Origin of the sequence: Paraburkholderia sp. J11-2, assembly GCF_905220185.1 — a bacterium.
Classification (GTDB): domain Bacteria; phylum Pseudomonadota; class Gammaproteobacteria; order Burkholderiales; family Burkholderiaceae; genus Paraburkholderia.
This window is the reverse complement of the sequence record NZ_CAJMYY010000009.1, coordinates 95,664-117,027: the sequence shown is the minus strand read 5'-3', so window position 1 is coordinate 117,027 and position 21,364 is coordinate 95,664. Positions and strand designations below refer to the sequence as shown.

The 21,364-nt window shown below is 65.4% G+C and carries 16 protein-coding genes; 6 read left to right on the top strand and 10 right to left on the bottom strand.

The genetic code is table 11. The features are described 5' to 3' along the window. Positions 1-9: 9 nt before the first annotated feature. Positions 10-3,198: a multidrug efflux RND transporter permease subunit gene (locus U5A57_RS14735; RefSeq protein WP_321911970.1), complete on the top strand. Its 3,189-nt coding sequence runs from the start codon at positions 10-12 to the stop codon at positions 3,196-3,198. Continuing rightward, positions 3,191-4,663 (top strand): efflux transporter outer membrane subunit, encoded by a 1,473-nt coding sequence (locus U5A57_RS14730; RefSeq protein WP_321911968.1) that lies wholly within the window; start codon positions 3,191-3,193, stop codon positions 4,661-4,663. The genes U5A57_RS14735 and U5A57_RS14730 overlap by 8 nt, the downstream gene beginning before the upstream one ends. A 31-nt stretch (positions 4,664-4,694) precedes the next feature. Here U5A57_RS14730 and U5A57_RS14725 read toward each other — a convergent pair whose 3' ends face one another. Together U5A57_RS14725 and U5A57_RS14720 are read right to left on the bottom strand one after the other, a co-directional pair. After that, positions 4,695-6,194: a diguanylate cyclase gene (locus U5A57_RS14725; protein WP_321911966.1), complete on the bottom strand. Its 1,500-nt coding sequence runs from the start codon at positions 6,192-6,194 to the stop codon at positions 4,695-4,697. Continuing rightward, complete coding sequence (locus U5A57_RS14720; protein ID WP_321911964.1) at positions 6,169-8,919, bottom strand: putative bifunctional diguanylate cyclase/phosphodiesterase; 2,751 nt, start codon at positions 8,917-8,919, stop codon at positions 6,169-6,171. Before U5A57_RS14720 ends, U5A57_RS14725 begins: the two co-directional genes overlap by 26 nt. A gap of 367 nt (positions 8,920-9,286) precedes the next feature. Between U5A57_RS14720 and U5A57_RS14715 the strand changes: the two genes are divergently transcribed. Beyond that, positions 9,287-11,011, top strand: coding sequence for a dihydroxyacetone kinase family protein (locus tag U5A57_RS14715; RefSeq protein ID WP_321911962.1), 1,725 nt, complete (start codon positions 9,287-9,289; stop codon positions 11,009-11,011). 26 nt (positions 11,012-11,037) lie between these two features. Here the strand turns inward: U5A57_RS14715 and U5A57_RS14710 are convergent, their stop codons facing one another. From U5A57_RS14710 to U5A57_RS14695, 4 genes are all read right to left on the bottom strand, one after another. Next, the gene (locus tag U5A57_RS14710) at positions 11,038-11,532 is read right to left on the bottom strand and encodes a DUF3237 domain-containing protein (protein ID WP_321911960.1); all 495 of its coding nucleotides are present in this window, start codon (positions 11,530-11,532) and stop codon (positions 11,038-11,040) included. 64 nt (positions 11,533-11,596) lie between these two features. Then, positions 11,597-12,346, bottom strand: a complete 750-nt coding sequence (locus tag U5A57_RS14705; protein ID WP_321911958.1) for a glucose 1-dehydrogenase — start codon at positions 12,344-12,346, stop codon at positions 11,597-11,599. A gap of 59 nt (positions 12,347-12,405) precedes the next feature. Beyond that, positions 12,406-13,524, bottom strand: a complete 1,119-nt coding sequence (locus U5A57_RS14700; RefSeq protein ID WP_321911956.1) for an alkene reductase — start codon at positions 13,522-13,524, stop codon at positions 12,406-12,408. Between the two features lie 54 nt (positions 13,525-13,578). Further along, a complete protein-coding gene (locus U5A57_RS14695; RefSeq protein WP_321911954.1) occupies positions 13,579-14,325 on the bottom strand; it encodes a glucose 1-dehydrogenase in 747 nt (248 codons plus the stop codon). Between the two features lie 205 nt (positions 14,326-14,530). Between U5A57_RS14695 and U5A57_RS14690 the strand changes: the two genes are divergently transcribed. Further along, positions 14,531-15,412, top strand: a complete 882-nt coding sequence (locus tag U5A57_RS14690; protein WP_321911952.1) for a LysR family transcriptional regulator — start codon at positions 14,531-14,533, stop codon at positions 15,410-15,412. A 220-nt stretch (positions 15,413-15,632) separates the two neighbouring features. Continuing rightward, a complete protein-coding gene (locus U5A57_RS14685) occupies positions 15,633-16,622 on the top strand; it encodes a zinc-dependent alcohol dehydrogenase family protein (RefSeq protein ID WP_321911950.1) in 990 nt (329 codons plus the stop codon). A 33-nt stretch (positions 16,623-16,655) separates the two neighbouring features. On the opposite strand, the gene U5A57_RS14680 is transcribed toward U5A57_RS14685, so the two are convergent. Further along, on the bottom strand, positions 16,656-17,390 hold the full coding sequence (locus tag U5A57_RS14680) for a metallophosphoesterase family protein (protein ID WP_321911949.1): 735 nt from the start codon (positions 17,388-17,390) through the stop codon (positions 16,656-16,658). Between the two features lie 87 nt (positions 17,391-17,477). Between U5A57_RS14680 and U5A57_RS14675 the strand changes: the two genes are divergently transcribed. Then, positions 17,478-17,663 carry an SDR family oxidoreductase gene (locus U5A57_RS14675; protein WP_415774631.1) on the top strand — a complete coding sequence of 62 codons (186 nt, stop codon included), beginning with the start codon at positions 17,478-17,480 and terminating at the stop codon, positions 17,661-17,663. Positions 17,664-17,703: 40 nt separating this feature from the next. Here the strand turns inward: U5A57_RS14675 and U5A57_RS14670 are convergent, their stop codons facing one another. The 3 genes from U5A57_RS14670 to U5A57_RS14660 all read right to left on the bottom strand — a co-directional run bounded on the left by U5A57_RS14670 (position 17,704) and on the right by U5A57_RS14660 (position 21,072). Then, positions 17,704-18,018, bottom strand: a complete 315-nt coding sequence (locus U5A57_RS14670; RefSeq protein ID WP_321911945.1) for a high-potential iron-sulfur protein — start codon at positions 18,016-18,018, stop codon at positions 17,704-17,706. A gap of 19 nt (positions 18,019-18,037) precedes the next feature. After that, complete coding sequence (locus U5A57_RS14665) at positions 18,038-19,255, bottom strand: c-type cytochrome (protein ID WP_321911943.1); 1,218 nt, start codon at positions 19,253-19,255, stop codon at positions 18,038-18,040. An 89-nt stretch (positions 19,256-19,344) separates the two neighbouring features. Continuing rightward, the gene (locus U5A57_RS14660; protein ID WP_321911942.1) at positions 19,345-21,072 is read right to left on the bottom strand and encodes a methanol/ethanol family PQQ-dependent dehydrogenase; all 1,728 of its coding nucleotides are present in this window, start codon (positions 21,070-21,072) and stop codon (positions 19,345-19,347) included. Positions 21,073-21,364: the final 292 nt, after the last annotated feature.

Here is a 21,364-nt window from a genome sequence, read left to right as displayed (position 1 = left end):
GCGCGCGCCATGAACCGATTCTTCGTCTACCGGCCGGTCTTCGCGTGGGTGGTTGCGCTCTTCATTGCGCTCTTTGGCGGCCTCGCGCTCATGCTGCTGCCCGTCGAGCAGTACCCCGACGTCGCGCCCCCCTCGCTCACGATATCGGCGGCATACAGCGGCGCGGACGCGCAAACGCTGGACCGCACGGTCACGTCGATCATCGAAGACGAAATGAACGGCGTCGAGAACTTCCTCTACATGTCGTCGCAAAGCCGCTCGAACGGCACGGCGCAGATCACCGTCACGCTCAGGCCCGGCACGAATCTCGACGTCGCGCTCTCGCAGGTCCAGGACCGCTTGAGCCGCGTGGAGCCGCGCTTGCCGCTGGAGGTGAGGCAGGTAGGGGTGACCGTCACGAAGGCGTCGTCGGGCTTTCTGATGCTCATTGCGCTGCAATCCGCCGATGCGTCGATACCGGCGGTCGAACTGGGCAACTTCGCCGCCAATAACATCGTCAACGAATTGCGCCGCATTCCCGGCGTGGGCGACGCGCAGCTGTTCGGTTCCTCCTATGCCATGCGGATATGGATCGATCCGGAAAAACTGAGCAGCTTCGGTCTTTCGGCCAACGAAGTGATGACGGCCATCCAGGAGCAGAACAGCCAGACCGCGGGCGGGAGCCTCGGCGACCAACCGCTTGCGCCGGGCGCCGAACTCAATGCGCAGATCGTTACGCGAGGCCGCTTTTCGACGCCCGAGCAGTTTCGCGAGATCATCGTGCGCTCGAACCCGGATGGGTCGACCGTGCGCGTGGGCGACGTGGCGCGCGTGGAGCTGGGCAACGACAGCTATGGCTTTCGCTTTCGCGTGAACGGCAAGGAGTCGGCCGGGATCGCCATCCAGCTCGCGAGCGGTGCGAACGCGCTGGCCGTGGCGAACGCCGTGCGGCAGCGTCTCACGCAGCTGCAGCCGACTTTCCCGAAGGGCGTGACATGGGTCGTGCCGTTCGATACCACACCGTTCATCACGACCTCGTTGAGCGGCGTGTTGCGCACGATGGTCGAAGCGCTGCTGCTCGTGACAGTCATCGTGTTCCTGTTCCTGCAGAAGTGGCGCGCGACGCTCATTCCCACGCTGGTCGTGCCGATCGCGCTCGTCGGCACTTGCGTCGGCATTTATTTGTTCGGACTCTCCATTAATCTGCTTTCATTGTTCGCCATGGTCGTGGCGATCGGCGTGCTCAATGACGACGCGATCGTGGTGGTGGAAAGCGTCGAGCGCGTGATCCAGGACGAGGGGCTCAGCGCGCGGCGTGCGACTGTGAAGGCCATCGGGCAAATTGCGGGCGCCGCCATCGCGAGTACGCTCGTGCTCATAGCGGTGTTCGTTCCCATGGCGTTCTTTCCGGGCTCCACTGGCGCGATTTATCGCCAGTTCTCGGTCACGCTCACTGTCTCGATCTTCCTGTCCACCTTGCTCGCGCTGACGCTGGGCGTGGCCATGTCGGCGACGCTGCTCGGCAGCAAGACGAAGACCGATGACGGTACAGGCAAACCCGCTGCCCGGCATTGGCCAGCGCGCATCCAGCAGCGCGTTTTCGACGCATTCAACCGCGGCATGGAAACGGCCACCGAGCGCTACGTGCTGGCTGTGGAGGCCATGCTGCGCAAGCCGGTGCGCTGGCTCTTCGTATTCGTCGTGGTCTGCGGGGCGACCGGGTTCCTCTTTACCCAGTTGCCGCGCGGCTTCATACCGGGCGAGGACCAGGGGCACATTTTCGTCGCGTATACGGCGGCGCCCGGCGCCACGGCGCAGCGCACGCAACAGGTCGTCGATCAGGTCGAGGCCTTTCTCAGGCAGCAGCCTCAGGTACGCAATATCGCGTCGGTCACGGGATTCAGCTTCTTCGGCCAGGGGCAGTCGGCAGCCATGTCGTTCGTCGATCTGAAGCCGTGGTCGGACCGGCCCGGTGCGGCGAATTCGGCAGGAGCGCTCGTTGGGCGTGCGAACGCGGCATTCCGCAATATCCCTCAAGCGCTCGTCTTCGCACTCGACCCGCCCGCCATTCCCTCGCTTGGCAACGCGAGCGGCTTCACGATGAAGATCCTGGACCGCAGCGGCGTAGGCGGCGCGGCATTGCAGCAGGCGAGCGCGCGCATGCTAGCCGAGGCCGCGCGCAGCCCCTTGCTGGTGGGCGTGCGGCCTGACGGCTTGCCGCCCGCGCCGCAACTCTATGTCGATATCGATCGCGTGAAGGCGCGCGCGCTGGGGTTGCAGATCGGCCAGGTGAACAGCGCGCTCGCGCTCGCATTCGGCGCGAACTACGTGAACGATTTTGTCTACGAGGGGAACGTGCTGCGCGTGCTCATGCAGGCCGACGCCGACCAGCGCATGCGGCCCGAGGACATCGGCGCGCTGCGCTTGCGCAACAACGTGGGGGAGATGGTGCCGTTTTCGGCGTTCACGAGCGTGCACTGGACCGCTGGGCCACAGCAGGTCGAACGCTATAACGGATTTCCCTCGGCCACGATCTCGGGGCAGGCGGCGCCTGGCCGCTCCAGCGGCGCGGCGCTCGCGGAGATGGAGCGTATTGCGGACCACGTGCTTTCCGGCAGCCTGAGCTACGAATGGACCGGCACGGCCTTCGAGGAACAGCAGGCGGCCGGGCAGATCGGCGCGCTGCTGCTGCTTTCCCTCGTCGTGGTGTTCTTGCTGCTCGCCGCGCTCTACGAGAGCTGGGCGATTCCCGTTGCCGTGCTGCTCATCATTCCGCTGGGCGTGCTGGGCGCGGTTCTCCTTACCATGGCGCGCGGCTTTTCCGCCGATGTCTACTTCAACATCGGCCTCGTGACGATCATCGGTCTCGCGGCCAAGAACGCCATTCTGATCGTGGAATTCGCCATCAAGGAAGAGGCTGCGGGCAGCGATACCGTGAGTGCCGCGGTGAACGGCGCGCGCCAGCGCCTGCGCCCGATTCTGATGACGAGCGTGACCTTCGTGCTCGGCATGCTGCCGCTCGTGGTCGCCACGGGCGCGGGTGCGGCGGGCCGCCAGGCGGTAGGCACCGGGATCATGGGCAGCATGCTCACGGCCACGCTGTTCGGCATCTTCTTTACGCCCGTGTTCTATGTGGTGGCGCGCAGATGGCTGAGCCGCAAGCGCGCGCCAGGCGATGACGAAGAAGACGCGCGGCCCGCAGGAGCGAGCGATGTTTAAGACTGCCAGGTGGATGGCGATCGCCGCGTGCCTCGTGCTCGCTTCGTGCAATTTCGCCCCGCGCTACCAGCAGCCTGAATCGCCGGTGGCCAGCACCTACGAGAGTGCGGATATCGCTGCGCCCGGCGGCGAGCGTCTCGCTTCGGAATTGAACTGGGAGACGTTTTTCCGCGACCCGGCGCTCAAACAGCTCATTGCCACGGCGCTTGCGCATAACCGCGATCTGGCGGCGTCAGTGGCGCGCATCGAGCAGGCGCAGGCGCTCTACCGCGTGCAGCGCTCCGCGCAGTTTCCGCAAGTGGCCGCGGGCGCCGACGCCACGCGCACCAAAACGCCGCTCAACTCCATCGAGCCCGAGCTTCCCAACAACAACACCTCGATTCACTTCAATCAGTACAGCGTGCAGGTGGCCGTCACGTCGTTCGAACTCGACTTCTGGGGGCGCGTGGCGAACCTGAGCGAGTCCGCACGCCGCAATTATCTGGCGACGGTGGAGGCCAACGAAGCGTTTCGTCTTTCGCTCATCAGCAACGTGGCGGCGACGTACTACGCCATCCTCTCGGGCAACGAGGGCATCGACCTGGCGCAGCACACGCTCGAAACGCGTCAATATGCGCTCGAAGTCGCGCGGCTGCGCCTCGAAGCGGGCGCGACATCGCTCGTGGATTACCAGCAGGCGCGCATTCTCGTCACGCAGGCGCAGACGCAGCTTGCCGAGCTGCAAAGAACGACGGGCCAGCAGCGCGATCAGTTGGCGGTCCTGATCGGTGGCCCGCTGCCCGACACCGTGGACATGATGCAGCGCCATGCGCTGGCCGACGCCGACCAGTTCGGCACGCTCGATGCGGGCTTGCCTTCCGCGCTGCTCGCGTTGCGCCCCGATATCCGCGCAGCCGAGCAGTCGTTGCGGGCCGCCGATGCCGACATCGGCGCCGCTCGCGCCGACTACTTTCCGCGTATTTCGCTCACGGGCAATTTCGGCTATGTGTCTCCGGAGTTGAGCGATTTGTTCGTGCCCGGCAAGCAGGCGTGGCTCATATCCGGATTCGTCTCGCTGCCGATCTTCGACGCGGGCCGCCGCAGCGCGCAGGTGCGGCTGTCCGAAGCGCGTCAAACGGAACTCGTGGCGAACTACCAGAAGGCCGTTCAGGTAGCGTTCCGGGAAGTCTCCGACGCGCTGATCGCGCGCCAGCGCTTGCAGGAGCAGATCGCGGCACAAGCGCGCGCGGTGGACTCGGAGGCGCGCCTGGCAGAAGCCGCCGAACTGCGCTACCAGAACGGCATTTCCATCTACCTGGAAGTGGTCGATGCGAAGCGCAGCCTGTTCGCAGCCCAACAGCAATTGATTCAGCTACGCGCGGCGGCGCTACAAAACGGCGCTTCGCTCTATGTCGCGCTTGGGGGAGGGCAAGATGCGCCGCGCCCAGCGCATGCGGACGCGGCCAGCGGGGTTGCCAGCCCCTAGCCGCGCGGCTTGAGCACGGCGCACGCGGCACTCAGGCACCACACATGGCAACGCGATTGCGGCCGCGTGCCTTGGCGTCGTACAGCGCCTGATCGGCCGCCTTGATGATCTGCGTGACATCGACATCGTGGTCGGGCGACCAGCTTGCCGAGCCAATGCTGGCCGTGACGCGACCATACTCGCTGCCCGCATGCTCGATGGCCAGTTCGCTGATCGCATGGCGGATTTTCTCGGCGATCGCACAGGCGCCTTCCAGCAGCGTATCGGGCAACACGACGATGAACTCTTCGCCGCCGTAACGGGCGGCGGTGTCCGCGGGCCGGCGGATGTTTTCGCCAATGCAGCGTGCCACGGCGGCGAGTGCGTCGTCGCCGGCCTGGTGACCGTACTGGTCGTTATAGTCCTTGAACCGGTCGATATCGACGAAGAGCAGCGAGAACACGCTGCGCGCGCGTTTTGCGCGCCACCACTCCTGTTCGAGGATTTCTCCGAGCGTGCGGCGATTGTTCAGGCCCGTGAGGCTGTCCGTGCGCGCGAGCAACTGCAGTTCGGACTCGGCGAGCATTCTGCGCCGCAATTGCGTGGCGAGCACGAATGAAAGCGCGACGAAGCCAATGGCGAAAGTGCCCATGAGCGTGCCGATGGTCAGCGCACGCCGCCGCCACGCAGCGTAGATATCGGGCTCGGCTTCCGCCACCATGATGATGAGCGGCTGGCGCGGGAAATTGCGGAAAAAATACAGGCGGCGTGTGCCGTCGATCGACGACGTGTCCGAGAAACTCCCTTCTTTCGCGCTCACAAAGTGGCGAAACGTACTGGCGTTGCGGATGTTGCGCCCCACCACGGCCGGGTCGTAGGGCTGGCGCATGATCATGGTGCCGTCTTGCGCGATCAGCGAAATCGCCCCGTGCGGGCCGAGCGAGAGCCCGGCGAACAGCTGGTGAAAATACTCGAGGTTTATCGCGATCATGACGATGCCGGCGAACGATCCGTCGGGATGCGACAGTCTTCGGCTCAACGCAATGCTTGGCGCGCCGTTGCGCAGGCGCGAACGGTATGGCGCGCTCACGTACAGGCCAGCATAGGGATTCTCGCGCTGAACCGTGAAGTAGTCGCGGTCGGCGAAATTGGCCTTCGACGGCGTGTCGGTGGCCGAATTCATGACGACGTTGCCCGCTTCGTCGAGCACCAGTATCGAGCCCAGATATTCCGCGGTAATGGCGTGATCGAACAGCAGCTGGCTGCGCAGGTGCGCGGGCAACGCCATGACGTCGGGCCGGCCGATGCCGTCGACCACGGCCTGCAGCGAAAGCGCGTAAAGCTCGAAATTGCGCTCGATGTCGCGTTCGGCGACGAGCGCGACGTTGCGCGAGTTCTCCCGGGCGCGCTCGAGGGCGTCGTGGCGGCTCTCGTAGAGCACCGTCGCGCACAGCGACGCCATGATGAAGGCGACTGCGAGGCTGCCATGGAAAATGGCGCGCGGCCCTGTGAGCCACCTGAGCAGGTTAGCGCGGGTGAACGCTGGCCGCATGGCTCGCTTCCAGGTAGGTCTGCGCGCTCGCGGCATCGACCGGGCGTGAAAACAAGTAGCCCTGCGCCTCGTTGCAGCCGTTTTCGATCAGGAATTCCAGTTGCCGCGGCGTTTCCACGCCCTCGGCCACTACACGCATGCCGAGCGTATGGCCGAGGGTGAGCACCGCTTTCACGATGACCTCGTCCGCGCGCGAGTGGCCAATGCCTCTCACGAACGACATGTCGAGCTTGAGGCGATCGGGCATGAAGCTGCGAATGTACCCAAGACTGGAATAACCCGAGCCGAAGTCGTCGATCGCGACCGAGAGCCCCATCTCGCGAAGCGCGCGCAGCGTGGCGAGCGAGCGGGGCGCCATGAGCACGCCCTCCGTAATCTCAAGTTCGATATTGCGCGGGCTCACGCCCGTGCGCGTGAGCGTTTCCGCCATCATGGCGGGCAAGTTCGCTCGCATGAACTGGACCGGCGATACGTTCACCGAAACAACGATGTCGGGGTACTGCCGCGCCCACTCTTGGGCCTGCCGGCATGCCTCATCGAAAACGAACTCGCCGATCTGCACGATCAGGCCATTCTCTTCGGCAAGCGGGATGAACAACGCGGGGCTGACCTGACCGCGCTCCGGATCGTGCCAGCGAACGAGCGCCTCGAAACCCATCGTTTCGCCCGACGTCGGGTTGACTCTCGCCTGCCATGCAACGGCAAACGCGCGCGACGCCACGGCGAGGCGCAACGCCTGCGCGAGGCTCGCCCGCTCCAGGTTCTGCCTGGCGATGGTCATGTCGAACACCTGCATGCTGCCGGGCCCCATCGACTTGGCGCGATACATGGCGGAGTCGGCGTACTTGAGCAGGGAGTCCGGGTCGCTTGAATGATCGGGGAACACGGCGAGGCCGACACAGGCCAGGGGCACGATGACCTTGTTGCCGATCAGCAGGCCATGTGTCAATGATTCCTGCATGCTCGACGCGGCGGCGACGAAGTTCTCGGCGTTGCCTCGCCCATACAGCACGGCGACGAACTCGTCGCCTGCGTATCGCGAGACGATCTCGCCGTGCGCAATATTGGCGGACAGGCGGCGCGCCACTTCGCACAGCACTTCGTCGCCTGCGGTATGGCCGAGCGAGTCGTTGACCTCCTTGAAGTTGTCGAGGTCGATGAACACCAGCGCAAACTTCTGCTGCTCGTGCAGCGCTGTCCTGACCAGCTCATGCAAACGCGCCTTGAGGCCGAGCCGGTTCGGCAGATGCGTGAGCGAGTCTTCGTTGGCTTGCAGGCGCAACTGCTCCTGATAGCGGATGCGCTCGGAAACGTCGTTGAACACGCTTACGCAATGGGTGGGGCGGTTGCGCTCGTCGAGCACGGGCGCGACATGCAGCTCGATCCAGTAGGGCGAACCATCGGGCCTGTAGCACTTGAGCAGGCCTTCGGCTTCGCGCTCGGATTGCATGGCACTCCGAATGGTATCGGCATCGGGGGACGATACGTCGCAATCGAGCATGCTCCAATGCTCGGCGCGTTTCGCCTCCTCCACTGCGCGGCCGGTAATGCGCTCGAATGCAGCATTGGCGTAGGTGACGATACTCTCGCCCTCGACCTCCTGCGAAATGATCACGGCGTTTCTCGAAGCCTCCAGCGCCCGGCTGCGAATGCGCAAATGCTCTCGCGCCTGCTCGTGCGCCGTGACGTCGTGCGCCGTGATGAAACATGCATCGTGGCCCGCATAGTCCAGCATGTGCCATGCGATATCGACGTGGATCACTTCTCCGCCAACGCGCACATGCCGGCGCACGCCGCCTGCGCCGCTTTGGGCGCCGGAATTGACATAGCCGTGCAGGTCGCGGCGGAACGCTTCGGTTTCGGCAGGCGGACGAAGCTGCTCGATCGACATGCCCTTGAGCTGCTGCAGGCTCGCGCCGTATTGACGCTGGGCCGCGGCGTTCGCGGTGAGGATCGTATAGGAGCGAACGTCGAAAATGAGCATCGCGACCGGATGCTGTTCGAAGTACTCACGAAACCGCCGTTCGGATTCGAACGCCACGATTTTCGCTGCGCTGCGGGAAAGCGCAGCGCGGTGGCTCGTGAATAGCGTGAAGAGCAGCAGCAGCGCGCCGGCTGTCGCGGTGCCGATCAGCGAGATTTTTTGCCGCGCGAGCTGTGCCTGCGCGCCGAACTGCACCACCCTGATTTGCTCGCGTTGCCCGGAGCGCAGCTCGGTGAGGAGCGACATGATGGAGCTGAGCGTTTCGTTCGCGCGCTGCATCAGGGCGGGCTCGAGCTTTGCCCCCGCGTCGGCGAGCGCGATATTGCGCGCGGCCGCGTCGAGCTGCTCGGGCCAGACGGCGCTCAACTGGCGCAACTGGCGGATCGTGCGCGCATTGCGCGGCGCGCCGGCAAAGTCGTGCTCGAGCCGGTCGTAAATGCCGGCCACCACGGCGGCCCGCTTGATCGGCCATGCGCGCGACGTGTAGCCCGCCGTGCCCACGCCTTTGAGGAAGTCAGTATTCGCCGCGATATGCAGCGTGAGGAGGGCTTCGAGTTCCGACGTGATGTTCAGTTCCTGACGCAGCCGCGAGTCGGCCGTTCCACGCGAAAGGTTCGCGCTCAGCGTCGCGCCAATTGCCACGCATACGATCAGCGCAACGGCCAGCGCAGCGGCGACGCCTTTGCCGGGCGCGCGGGAGGGGGCCTGTGGTATGGATGCGGATAGTTCAGCTACGTTCATCGCTATGCAACGCGATTCGGCACATCGCCCCTTGCGCCGCGTTGCTCGGCGGGAATGGGCAGGTTACGGGTGAAGGCACCGGCATCAGCGCGGGAGGCGGGCAGAGGGGCCATGGCGTTCCAGGCATGCAGACGGCGACGGCACGGGCAAGTCCGTGATCGGACGCTACTGCCTGAATAACGGGTGTTCGACGTGCCGCTTTGATTGGTGTTTTTACCTAGGCGGCCTGGGCCATGCCGGGATTTTTTACGACGGGCGGGGCACACATCCGGAGCGCGTTTTGACGCCCGTGCTTCAATACGCCCATGGCGTGAAGGGATCGCGCGGTGCGCTGTTTCTGCCCCTGTTACTCTTTCGAGGGACTCACATGAAGAAGCTCGTCAACGACCCGTTGTTTGTGGTGCGCGAGATGCTCGAAGGCATTGCGCGCACTGCGCCGCATGTCGCCGTGCTTGGCGACGAAAACGTCCTCGTTCGCAATCCGCTGCCGGGCCCGCTTGCGCGCCAGGTTGCGGTGATCTCGGGTGGCGGTAGCGGCCACGAGCCCGCGCATGGCGGCTACGTGGGGCAAGGCATGCTGAGCGCCGCGGTGTGCGGCGAAGTCTTCACATCGCCCTCGACCGACGCCGTGCTCGCCGCGATCCGCGCGAGCGCTGGCCCGAACGGCGCGCTGCTCGTCGTGAAGAACTACACGGGCGACCGGCTCAATTTCGGTCTGGCGGCGGAACTGGCGCGCGCCGAGGGCATTCCGGTCGAAATCGTCATCGTGGCGGACGACGTGTCGTTGCGCGGACATACGGAGCGCAATCAGCGGCGCGGCATTGCGGGGACTGTGCTAGTGCACAAGATCGCGGGCGCAGCGGCCGCGCGCGGCGACGCGCTGGAACTCGTGGCCGCGATCGCCCGCAGCGCGGCCGCCAATCTCGGCACGATGGGCGTGGCGCTCGATGGCTGCACGCTGCCCGGCGCGGAGCAAGCCGGCTTTCTGCTGGGCGACGACGAGATCGAACTCGGCATGGGCATTCACGGCGAGAAGGGCGTGGAACGCACGACGCCGATGACAGCGGGCGAATTGACGGAGACGCTGCTCGCCAACATCGTCGAAGACCTGGCGTTGAAAAGCGGCGAGCGCGTGGCGCTGCTCGTGAACGGGCTGGGCGCGACCCCGGAGATGGAACTGGCGATTATCATGCGCGATGCATTCGATAGCCTGAATCGACGTGATGTGGTGGTCGAACGCGCATGGACCGGCACGTTTCTCTCGGCGCTCAATATGCCGGGCTGTTCGATATCCGTGCTGCGACTCGACGACGCCAGACTCGCATTGCTCGACGCCGACACCGAAGCACACGCGTGGCCCGGCGTCGGCGCGGTGAATCGGCTGATCCGTATCGAGCCTGCGTTTTCAGCAGCGCAAGCGCGCGCAGAGTCGGGCGCAACGCCCGCCGATGCCGCCAGCGAAGCATGGGCGCAGCGTCTCAAACCGGCGCTCGATGCCGTTGCGCACGCATTGATCGAGAACGAAGCGCTGTTCACGGACCTCGATTCCCGCGCCGGCGACGGCGATCTGGGCGCGAGCATGCATCGTGCCGCGCAGGCCGTGCTCGCTGTGCCGCAAGGCGCGCTTGGTTCGCCGGGCAGCGCGCTCGCCGCGCTCAGCACGGCATTGCGCCGCGCAATAGCGGGCAGTTCCGGGCCGTTCTATGCAACAGCGCTACTGCGCGCTTCGCGCACGCTTGGCGAGACAGTACAGCCCGGTGCGCTGGATTGGGCCGCCGCCATGCGCGGCGCGGCCGAGGCGATCAGCGAACTGGGCGGCGCGAAGCCGGGCGACCGCACGATGCTCGATGCACTCGTGCCCGCTGCCGATGCGCTGGAAAACGCCCTGAATTCGGCGTGCCCGGTGGCCGAAGCGTGGGCGCAGGCGGTGAGCGCCGCGGAGACGGGCGCGAAAGGCACCGAGCGAATGACGCCGCGCGCGGGCCGGGCGAGCTATCTGGGCGCGCGCGCGATCGGCACACCCGATGGCGGGGCGGTGGTGGTGGCGTGCTGGCTCAAGGCGCTGCAGCCGCATATCGGCGCGGTCCCGTAAGGCGGGGTCCCGGCGAAGCACAAAACTCAAAGCACCTCGAAAACGCTATAAACCGGCCCCCCCGGAAAACGGTGCCCCGTGCCAACAGCAATGACGCGATTGAGCCACTCGTACTGACCTGCGGGCGCTTCGAAAACAGGATTGGTCCGAAAGTAATAGCTGGCAGGGTCAACGGCTTCCCCCCGATCCAACCGCTGCAAGACTTCCGGCTCGCCATGACGCACGCCGCGATACGACATCAGCAGCTTCGTACCGTCGTCGGTGCGCAGGAGCAGCCGCACATCGAGCGTCGTGCTGCCGTCACCGCGCACGGTCTGCCAGTCGCTGCCGCCATCGAGCACGACGCCCGAAAGGCGTTCGCCTGCAAACGTACCGGACGGCACGATGCCGACACGGCGCAGCGCGCCCCCGGTCTGGCCGATGATCTCTATCGGCTTGACGTCGAGCCGCATCACGAAGAGCGGGCGAGTTTGCACGGTTCTGAGTGCGGGGGGAAGTTCATCGAAACGAGGCGTGGACATGTCAATCACCTTAGGGGCGTTCACGTTGATAGCGAGGAGGTTGAGCGCGGCGGCGCAATGAAAATCACGCCGCGGTCCGGCCGCCGTTCACGCGCAGGATTTCGCCCGTCATGAAGCTGGCCTCGTCGGAGCCGACAAAGCGGATCGCGTCGGCAATCTCCTCGGGGTTGCCCGCGCGCTTGAGCGGCACGCCCGCGAGCGCGGCCGCTTTGCGCGCCGGGTCGGGCATGAAGCGGTCGAGCATGGCGGTCTGCACGGGGCCGGGCGCCACGGCGCTCACGCGCACGCCGAACGGCGCCGCTTCGAGTGCAGCCGACTTTGTGAGGCCCTCCACCGCATGCTTGCTCGCCACGTACAGCGCCGCATTGGGCGCGCCACGCGAGCCCATGGTCGACGAAACGTTGACGATGCTGCCGCCGCCCTGCGCCGTCATGGCGCGCAGTTCGTGTTTCATTGCGAGCAGCGTGCCGAGCACGTTCGCATCGAACACGGCCGCGTAGCGCTCGGGCGTTTGCTCGGTGACGGGACCCGCCTCGCCTTCCACGCCCGCTGAGTTGACCGCAATATCGATGCGCCCGAAACGTTCGATCGTGCGCTCGACCAGCGCGCGCACGTCATCTTCCTTGCTGACGTCGGCGTGGACGTATTCCGCTTGCGCACCGAGTTCGCGAAGTTCCTCCGCCAGTGCGCGGCCAGGCTCGTCGCGGCGGCCGGCAACGACTACGCTCGCCTTGTCGCGCGCGTAAGCGAGAGCGGTGGCGCGGCCGATACCGCTCAACGCGCCGGTAATCAAAACGACAGGTTGGGTGCTCATGGTAGTGCTCCAGTGAATGTATGCGGGTAAGGCGGGGGTTCTGCGAGTGCTCAGCGAATTCAGTCAGCTGCGGTGTGCGCTTCTTCGTACGTCCCGAAGTCGCTGTAGTCGCGTTCGGTGCCGCCCCAGAACGCATCACGGCGGTACGGCGTGAGCGGGTGGCCGTGGCGAAGGCGTTCAGGCAGGTCGGGATTCGAGGAAAACCAGCGGCCGAAAGCCACGAGGTCGGCGTCGCCGCGTTGCAGGATCTGTTCGGCGCCTGCCCGGTCGAAGCCGCCCGCGGCGATGATCGGGCCGGAAAAGTGCTGGCGCAGGAACGCCGAAGCCACGGGCGCTTCTCCTTCCACCAGCGTTTCGGTACCCATGACGCGCGGCTCGATCACGTGCAGGTAGGCTAGCCCATAAGCGTCGAGACGGTCGGCAAAGTAGCCAAACGTGGCTTGCGGATCGCTGTCCGTTATCGCGCCCCAGCGGCCGCTCGGCGACACGCGCACGCCTACGCGGTCAGCGCCCCACACGGAGGCGAACGCATCGACCACCTCCAGCGAGAAGCGGGCGCGCTTTTCGACGGTGCCGCCGTAGGCGTCGCTGCGCTTGTTGGTGCCGTCCTGGAGGAAGGTGTCGGCGAGATAGCCGTTCGCGTTGTGCAGTTCGACGCCGTCGAACCCGGCTTCTTTCGCGCGCACGGCGGCGCGGCGGAACGACTCGACCAACGCGGGAATTTCGGCGAGCGCAAGCGCGCGGTGCGGCGAGTTCGGCACCCAGCCGTTCTGGGTGAGCACCGTGGTCTCGTACGGGACCACGGAAGGCGCGACCGGCGCGTTGCCCCAGCTCAGGTCCACGTGCGACTGGCGGCCGTCGTGGGCGATCTGCATGAAGATGCTGCCGCCTTCGGCATGCACGGCTCGCGTGATTCTCCGCCAGGCTTCGACGTGCGCATCGGTATAGATGCCAGGCGCGCCGATATAGCCGCGGCTGTCGTAGGATGGATGCGCGCTTTCCGTGATCAGCAAGCCGCCCGCCGAGGCGCGCTGGCGGTAGTAGTCCACCATCATCGCGCTCGGGGTGTGGTCGGGTTCGGCGCGTAGGCGCGTCATCGGTGCCAGTACGACGCGGTGATCGAGTTCCACCGGGCCCACTTTCGCAGGTGAGAACAGTTTGAGGTTGTTCGCATTCATTTTGGATGCCTTATTGTTTCGTGTTGTTGGGTGCGCTCAAGTTCGAGCGACGTCTCAAAGCTTCGATCCGCCGTCCACGCGCAGCGTGTCGCCGGTGATCCAGCGGGCCGCGTCGGAGGCGAGGAACGTGACGGCTTCGGCAATGTCCTCCGGCTGCGCGATGCGCTTGAACGCTTGCATACCCAGCGCCGTCGCGCGGCCCGCTTCGGTTTTCGTGAAGGTCGACATGTCGGTGGCCACCACGCCCGGCGCGACGGCGTTCACGCGGATGCCGCGCGGCCCGAGCGCCGAGGCGAAGTGGGCGACGAGCGTATCCACCGCGCCCTTGCTCGCCGCATAGGCGGAAATCGCGCCAACGGCCGCGCGCGCGGCGAGCGAGGAAAGCAGCACGATGCTGCTGCCCTTGCACATGGTGGGCAGGAGTTGCTGAACCAGAAAGTACGGCGCGCGCACGTTCACGGCGAACAGGTCGTCGAACTCTTCGACAGTCGTCTCTTCGAGCGGCGCCGACTTCGAGATGCCGGCGTTGGCAACGAGAATATCGAGCCGGTCGCCGACGATTGCCCGCACGCGCTTGGCCAGTTGATGCGGACCGTCGGCGTCGCGCAGGTTCGCGCCCACCTTCTGGGCCTTGCCGCCCGCTGCGCGAATTTCGGCGACGACTGCGTCGGCGGCATCCTCGGCGCTGCCGTAGTGCACGAGCACCTGCGCGCCTGCGCTGGCGAGCGAGAGTGCGATGGCGCGGCCGATGCCGCGCGAGGCGCCCGTAACGAGCGCGGTCTTGCCGGTGAGCTGAGACATGGCGTATTTCCTGATCGACGGTTGAAGCCATACCCGCGAGCGATGGCTTTCGGGCGGCCGAGACTGTGAGCGCGCGGCGAGTCTTGCTCGATGCCCGCCGTGCGTGCAGCCATGTGCGGAACTCTAGAGGGTGCTTGCGCGGCGGAAAAAGACTTTGTAGGCTTGCCGGCATACCTGCGAGGCATGGGCCAGACTGGAGAGAGCGATGGAACTGCGGCATCTGCGGTACTTCGTGGCCGTGGCCGAAACCGGCAGCCTGACCGTGGCCGCGGAGCAGCGGTTATTCACGTCGCAGCCGTCGCTGAGCCGGCAGATTCGCGATCTGGAGGACCAGGTCGGCGTGGCGCTGTTCATCCGCAGCGCGCGGGGCGTGGAGCTAACCGCCGCTGGCAAGGCCTTTCTCGACCATGCACGGCTCGCGCTGGCGCAGGTGGACGCTGCTGCCGAGGCTGCGCGCCGCGCGGCGCTGCCCGAGCGCAAGGTGTTCGCGCTGGGCTTCCTCACAGGCCAGGAAATGACCTGGCTGCCGCGCGCGATGAGCGTGCTGCGCGACGAGTTGCCCAATATCGACGTGACCGTCTCGAGTTACTACTCGCCGGACGTCGCCGACGCGCTCGCGCGCGGCAAGCTCGATCTTGGCTTTCTGCGCGCGGAGCCCGGCTACGACCTCGAATACCGCGTGGTGAACCGCGAGCGGCTCGTCGTGCTGATGCCGAGCGATCACCCGCTCACGGCGAAATCCGCCATCTGTGCGCAGGACATTGCGGGCGAGCCGTTCGTCATGGCGTCCAACAAGGCGCGTGTGCTGCACGAGGTGATCGTGGGCTATCTGCAGGCGCAGGGCGTGGAGGTGGCCACCGAGCACCGCGTGGACAACCTTGCCATGGCCATGTCGCTCGTGGCTTCCACGCGCGGCCTGGCGCTCATGCCGGAGTATGCAAACAACCTGCTGCCATGGTCTGTTGTGAGCCGTCCGCTGGAGGGCGAGGCGCCGACGGTCGACCTCGTGGTGGGGTACAGTCGCGCCAACGCTTCGCCCACGTTGCGGCTATTTCTTTCACGGCTCGACGAACTCATCCTTCCTTGATCCACAGGCCGCGCAAGCCGCCACGGCACGCGTGAGCCTCCCTGCCATGCCCGCAAGGCATGCCCCCCTTCCCAGAAAGTCTTTTTACTTTGCGTCGCGGCTCGCTAAATTGTCGATCACACGGCGACGAAAAGCGCCCCGTTCATCAGTCGAACTCGCAGGCCGCAGCGGCCTTGTGAGACGTTCATTGCTCCATCATCTATCGAAGCAGGAGTTGATCATGTCACGGACTATCAGGTTTGCAGAAGCAGGCGGCCCGGAAGTGCTGCAATTCGTGGACGAATCGGTGCGCGCCCCCGGCCCTGGCGAGGTTCGCATCACGGTGAAGGCCATCGGCCTGAATCGCGCGGAATCGATGTGGCGAAACGATCAGTACATCGAACCTGTGCGCTTTCCGGCAGGGCTCGGGTACGAAGCGGCCGGCATGGTCGACGCCGTGGGCGAAGGCGTAGTGGGCTTCGCATCGGGAGACAAGGTCAATGTGATCCCGTCGTTCTCGATGAATCAGTATCACACGTACGGAGAAAGCATCGTCGTGCCGGACTATGCGGTCGTCAGGCATCCTGAATCGCTTTCGTTCGCGCAGGCCGCGTCGGTATGGATGATGTATGTCACCGCCTACGGCGCGCTGATCGAAGACGCGAAGGTGGGCGCGGGCGACTATGTTGTCGTGCCTGCTGCGTCGAGCAGTGTCGGACTCGCGGCGATCCAGATGGCCAACTACGCGGGCGCGACTTCGATTGCGCTCACACGCAGCGCGAGCAAGAAACAGCAATTGCTCGATGCGGGCGCGGCGCACGTGGTCGTGACCGACGAGACGGACCTGGTTGACGAGATTATGCGCATCACCGGCGGAAAAGGGGCGCGCGTCGCGTTCGATCCGGTTGGTGGTCCGAACTTCGCGAAGCTCATCTCGGCGCTGTCATTTCAAGGGATCGCGTATCTCTACGGCGCGCTCGATGAACGCGCCACGACGCTACCCGTGCTGGAGATGATCGCGAAGGTCATTAGCGTGAAGGCCCACAACATCTGGCTCACGAGCGGCGACGCCGAGCGCCGCAAGGCCGCGGTGGAATACGTGCTCAAGGGACTTGAGAGCGGCGCGCTCAAGCCCGTGATCGACCGTACCTTTACGTTCGAAGACATGGTGGATGCGCACCGCTACCTCGAAACCAACGGGCAGTTCGGCAAGATCGTGGTGACGGTGTAGCACGCCGATACGCGGCGCTGCGCACGGGCGCTATCAGCAATAGCCGGTGCGCAGCGCCGTTTCCCAGTCGGGTCGTCCATTGGCGGCAGCGAGTTCGGCGGCCGCGTGCCAGTCGTATTCCACGGCGCGAAACTCCACCTCCCAGCCGCGCGGGCCTCTCGTGACGCTCGCGTAGCGGGCATGCGGCGTACCCGTTTCCATGCGATGCGGGAAGGGGTGTCTGTCCTCGTACGCGGGTAGGCCCACGCTGCCCGGGTTCACGATGAAGCGGCCGTCCGCGAGTTGCATCGAGCGGGCGAGGTGCGTATGGCCACACAGAATCAACGTTGCCTCGACTTCGGCTGCGCGGCGTCTGACTTCGCCATGCGTTGCGGTTCGGCATCCGTCCGCCGTGACGGTTTCGAGGAAATAGGAGAGGTCGTCCTGCGGTGTGCCGTGCACGAGCAGCACGTCGCTTTCGAGCCATAGCGTGGCAGGTAATGCGCCGACCCACGCCAGGTGTGCTTCACTAAGCGCCTCGCGCGCGAAACGGTCCGAAGGCCCCATGCGCGTGCAATCCGGGTCGAGCAACTGTCTTTCATGGTTGCCGCGAATCGTGGGCAAACCAAGCTGCATCAACCGGTCCGCCGTTTGCGAGGGATAAAGCGGGCCAGAAAGAATGTCGCCAAGATTGACGATGACATCTGCCCGTTGCCGCTCGATATCGTCGAGCACCGCTTCGAGAGCGGGCAGATTGCCGTGAATGTCGGAAAGCGCCGCGATTTTCATGGTGCGAACGGAGGCTGGCCGCGAAAGTCGTGAATTGGGCGATTCTGGACGATTCGTTGGCCGGTGTCCACGGCCGATTGTCGTTAAATTCAGCCGGGCCCCACGGTCACGGACGTGACCGCCGGGCACATCGAGGCAATCAAGCCGCCCATCGCGCTCAAGCGCGCGGCGGACCCGGACGAGATCGCCGGACTCGTTGCGTGGCTTGCGCGCAAGGAGCCCGGCTACATGACGGGATCGACCTTCACGATCGATGGCGGCATGACGCTGTGAGGGCACGTAGCGGGCGCACTCAAGGCGCACTCAGGCGCACTCAGGCGCGCTGGGCGTAGACGTTGCACCAGCCATCGGCGGCAACCGCCTTGCCGGGGAACATCGGGCACGCGCCTGCGGCATCGCCCGCCGCGCCCGCATAGAAGCGACAACTCGCGCAGCGCTGGCCCGCAGCGTACTTCGGGAACTTGCCGGCGTCGACGCTGCTGGCCTTCGCGCGATAGCCTAGCGACTTCGCGGTGGTGTCGTTCTCGTCGACGAGTACCGGTGCGGCGAGTGCGCGCCCGGCCGTCGCGAGCGCTGCGCAAAGACCGGCGGCGTGAAGGATGAAGAGTCTGCGATTACGGGTAATCATGCTAGTTTCCTGAGTGGGGTTAGTGGCGCGGGCCGGCGTTGAGCGGGGTGGTCGACGATTGCGCGGTTTCGGAGGTGAGCTTCGTGTTGCCTGCGTCGTAGCCGTTCGTGTAGAGCAGGTAGGCCATCAAATCTGCGTATTCCTGATCGGTCATCTTGCCCGGGCGGTCGGCTGGCATGTTGGTCGACATGTACTGGTAAATGCCGCCTATCGTCAGATGCGAATTCGCCGTTGGAGCAAAGGCCGGTCCGCTCAGCGCGGGCGCGGTAATGCCTTCGAGTTGCGTGCCGTGACATTTTGCACAGGATTCCGAATAAATATGTTGACCGTGCTCGACCTGCTCGTGGTCGAATTCGGGTGCGTTGCCGCCAGTGGTTGCCGAGACCTTGATGAAAGCGCCAGCCGTGTGCATGGCGGCGCGCCGATACAACGCCTTCGTGCCGTCGAGCGAGGCCGCATTCGAACGCACCTCGTTCGCAGCGCTTTCCGGCAGTGTCCAGCCGCGCGTGAGTGCTGCGAGGCGGCCGTCGCCGTTCATGCGCGCGAGCGCATCGTCTATGCGTGTTTGCAGCGCTCGCATGCCGGACCCCGATGCGAACACGAGATGCCAGTCGGCGTACGGCGAAGCCGTCGCCGCAACCGCGAATTGCTGCTGAGGATGCGCACGCTCGTAAGCCACGACTGCCGGATACCAGACGATTGCGCGCTGTGCGCGTCCTTTTGCGACCGCATCGACCGTCAGTTCGGAGGTATTCTCCAGGTCGAAGCGCGCGTTCTTCTGCTGCACGGCGATGAGCTGCGACGGGCTGGACCAGGTCGCGGCGACTGTTTCCTTGCCGCCGGCAGCGGCGGCGGCGCGCGGGTGGCGCAGCGTGACGCTCACATAGCCCGAGCGCAGATAGCCTTGCGAAAAGATCATCTGCGAGCCCGATGCGTCGGCGACGCTCGAGCGCGGGAAACCGGCAACGAGGTCGCAGTCGCGGCCCAGCGCGCTGGCTAGCTCATGTGCCGAGATGCCGTCGTCGCCGCCGTCGTCGTCGATGCCGCGCGTGACGAACGTTGCGGTCACGCCGGCGGTTTTCAGCACGGCGCGCGCGACGGCCTGGTCGAGCGCAGCGGTGGGGCTGCCCGGCAGCGTGCAAACACGCACAGCGTTCGCCGCCGCATGCGCGCCGGTGTGCGCGCCGCCTGCCGCGAGCGCGGCGGCCACGGCGAGATAGGTGATCCGGATGTTCATGATCGTGCGTTCCAGTGAAGTCGGGGCCGCACGCACGCGCGGGTGGCTTGCGCGTGCGGCGAAAAGCGGGAGCGTAGTTCCGCGTCGGGTCAGCCGCGCTCGAGTGCGAACACGTAGAGCGTGCCGCCGCGCGGGACATCTTTCGCCACATCGGCCATCGGGCCGCCCCAGATCGGATTGGCGCCGCCGTAGCCGGCGAGCACGGCTACGTATTCCTTGCCGTCGACTTCGAACACGGAAGGCTGCGCAATGATGCCGCTCGCAAGTTGCGGGCTTTCCCAGAGCACCTTGCCGGTGGCGACGTCGAACGCGTAGAGATGGCCGCCGAGCGAGCCGCTGAACGCGAGACCGCTCGCCGTCGTCGCCACGCCGCCGTTCCAGGGCATCTTGCTCCAGTGGCCCCAGAGCTTCTTGCCGGTGTTCACGTCGATGGCCTGCAACTCGCCATAACCTTCACTGCCCGGTTCGGGCTTGATTTCGAAGCCTTCGCCGAGATAGGGCAAGCCTTCCATGTAGCTCACGGATTTGCCCGAGAGGCTCATGCACGCATGCAGCGCGGGCACCACGGCAATGTGCCGATCCGGATCGTAGGACACCGACCACCAGTTCTTGCCGCCCAGAAAGCTCGGGCAAGTGTCGATGGTCGTGCCGGCTTTCGGATACTTCGACGGGTCCTGTACCGGCCTGCCTTCGTCCGTGTAGCCTGTTACCGAGGTCGCCTTGACGAACGGCTCCGCGTAGATCAGCTTGCCCGTTTGCCGGTCGATCGCGTGGAAGAAGCCGTTGCGGTCTGCGTGAATGATGGCGTCGTAATCCTTGCCCTTGTACTGGATGTTCGCGAGGATCGGCGTATTGACGCCGTCATAGTCCCACGTGTCGTTGCTCGTGTACTGGTAATGCCATTTGAGCTTGCCGTTCTTCGGATCGAGCGCGAGAAGCGAATCGGAGTACAGATTATCGCCGGGGCGCAGCGCGGCGAGCCACGGGCCCGGGTTGCCCACGCCCCAGTAGAGCGTGCGGCTCGCGGCGTCGTAGGTGCCGGTGAGCCACGCAGCGCCGCCGCCGTGCGCCTGCATGCCGTCGGGCCAGGTCTCCGAGCCTTTTTCGCCGGAGTCCGGAATGGTGTAGCGCTTCCACACGATCGCGCCGTCGTCGGGGTTCAACGCAGCGATGTAGCCGCGTATGCCGTACTCGCCGCCCGAGGTGCCTACGACAATCGAGCCGTCGAGTGCGAGCGGCGCGAGCGAGAACGCGTAGCCAAGGCCCGGTTCGAACATCTGCTTTTTCCAGACCACATTGCCGGTCTTCGCGTCGAGCGCGGCGATTTCGCCGCTTAGCATGGCGATATAGACGTTCTTCCCGTAGAGCGCCACGCCGCGGTTCACCACGTCGCAGCACGCCGTCTTGAACGATTCGGCGCCCAGCTTCGGCTCGTATTTCCAGAGTTGCGTGCCTGTCTTCGCGTCGAATGCGTAGACGTTATCTTTCGGCGTGCTGACGAATAGATAGTCGCCATTGATGATCGGCGTCGCCTCGAAGCCCTGCTTCAACTCGGCGGGAAACTGGTAGCTCCACGCCTGTTTCAACTCGCCGACGTTCGACGCGTCGATTTGCTTGAGCGGCGAATGCGACTGGCCGTTGTAGCTGCGGTAGTACGTGAGCCAGCCTGGATCGCTTTGCGCGCGGGTCAGGCGGTCATAGGTCACGGGCGGATAGTCCGAGGCGGCGTCCACTGGGCCCGCGTTCAGGGACATCGCCGCCGCGATGGCCATTGCGCAGGTCGCAAGCCGGCTTGCCGCAGCCGAGCGTCTCTTCATCTTCGTCTCCTGAATATTTGTCGATGCACGGCCGGGAAGCGGTCAGGCTGGATGAGCGAGGGATGAGGCCGGTCCGGGTGCGCAGCCGTTCTTGCAAGTCGTATGCCATTCGCCGCGAAGCGTTGCGCACAAGGCGATCCAGCCCGTTGACCGGCGCGCCGGCGAGGTGCCCCGCATGGGGCCGATGTGTTGCATTCCGGTACAGGCCGAGGCGAAAAGTGTTGGCGAACGTGACAGTGGGGCATTCGCGGCAGCGGGCGCTGCACGGTAGCGCGCGTGCCGAGGCACAAGC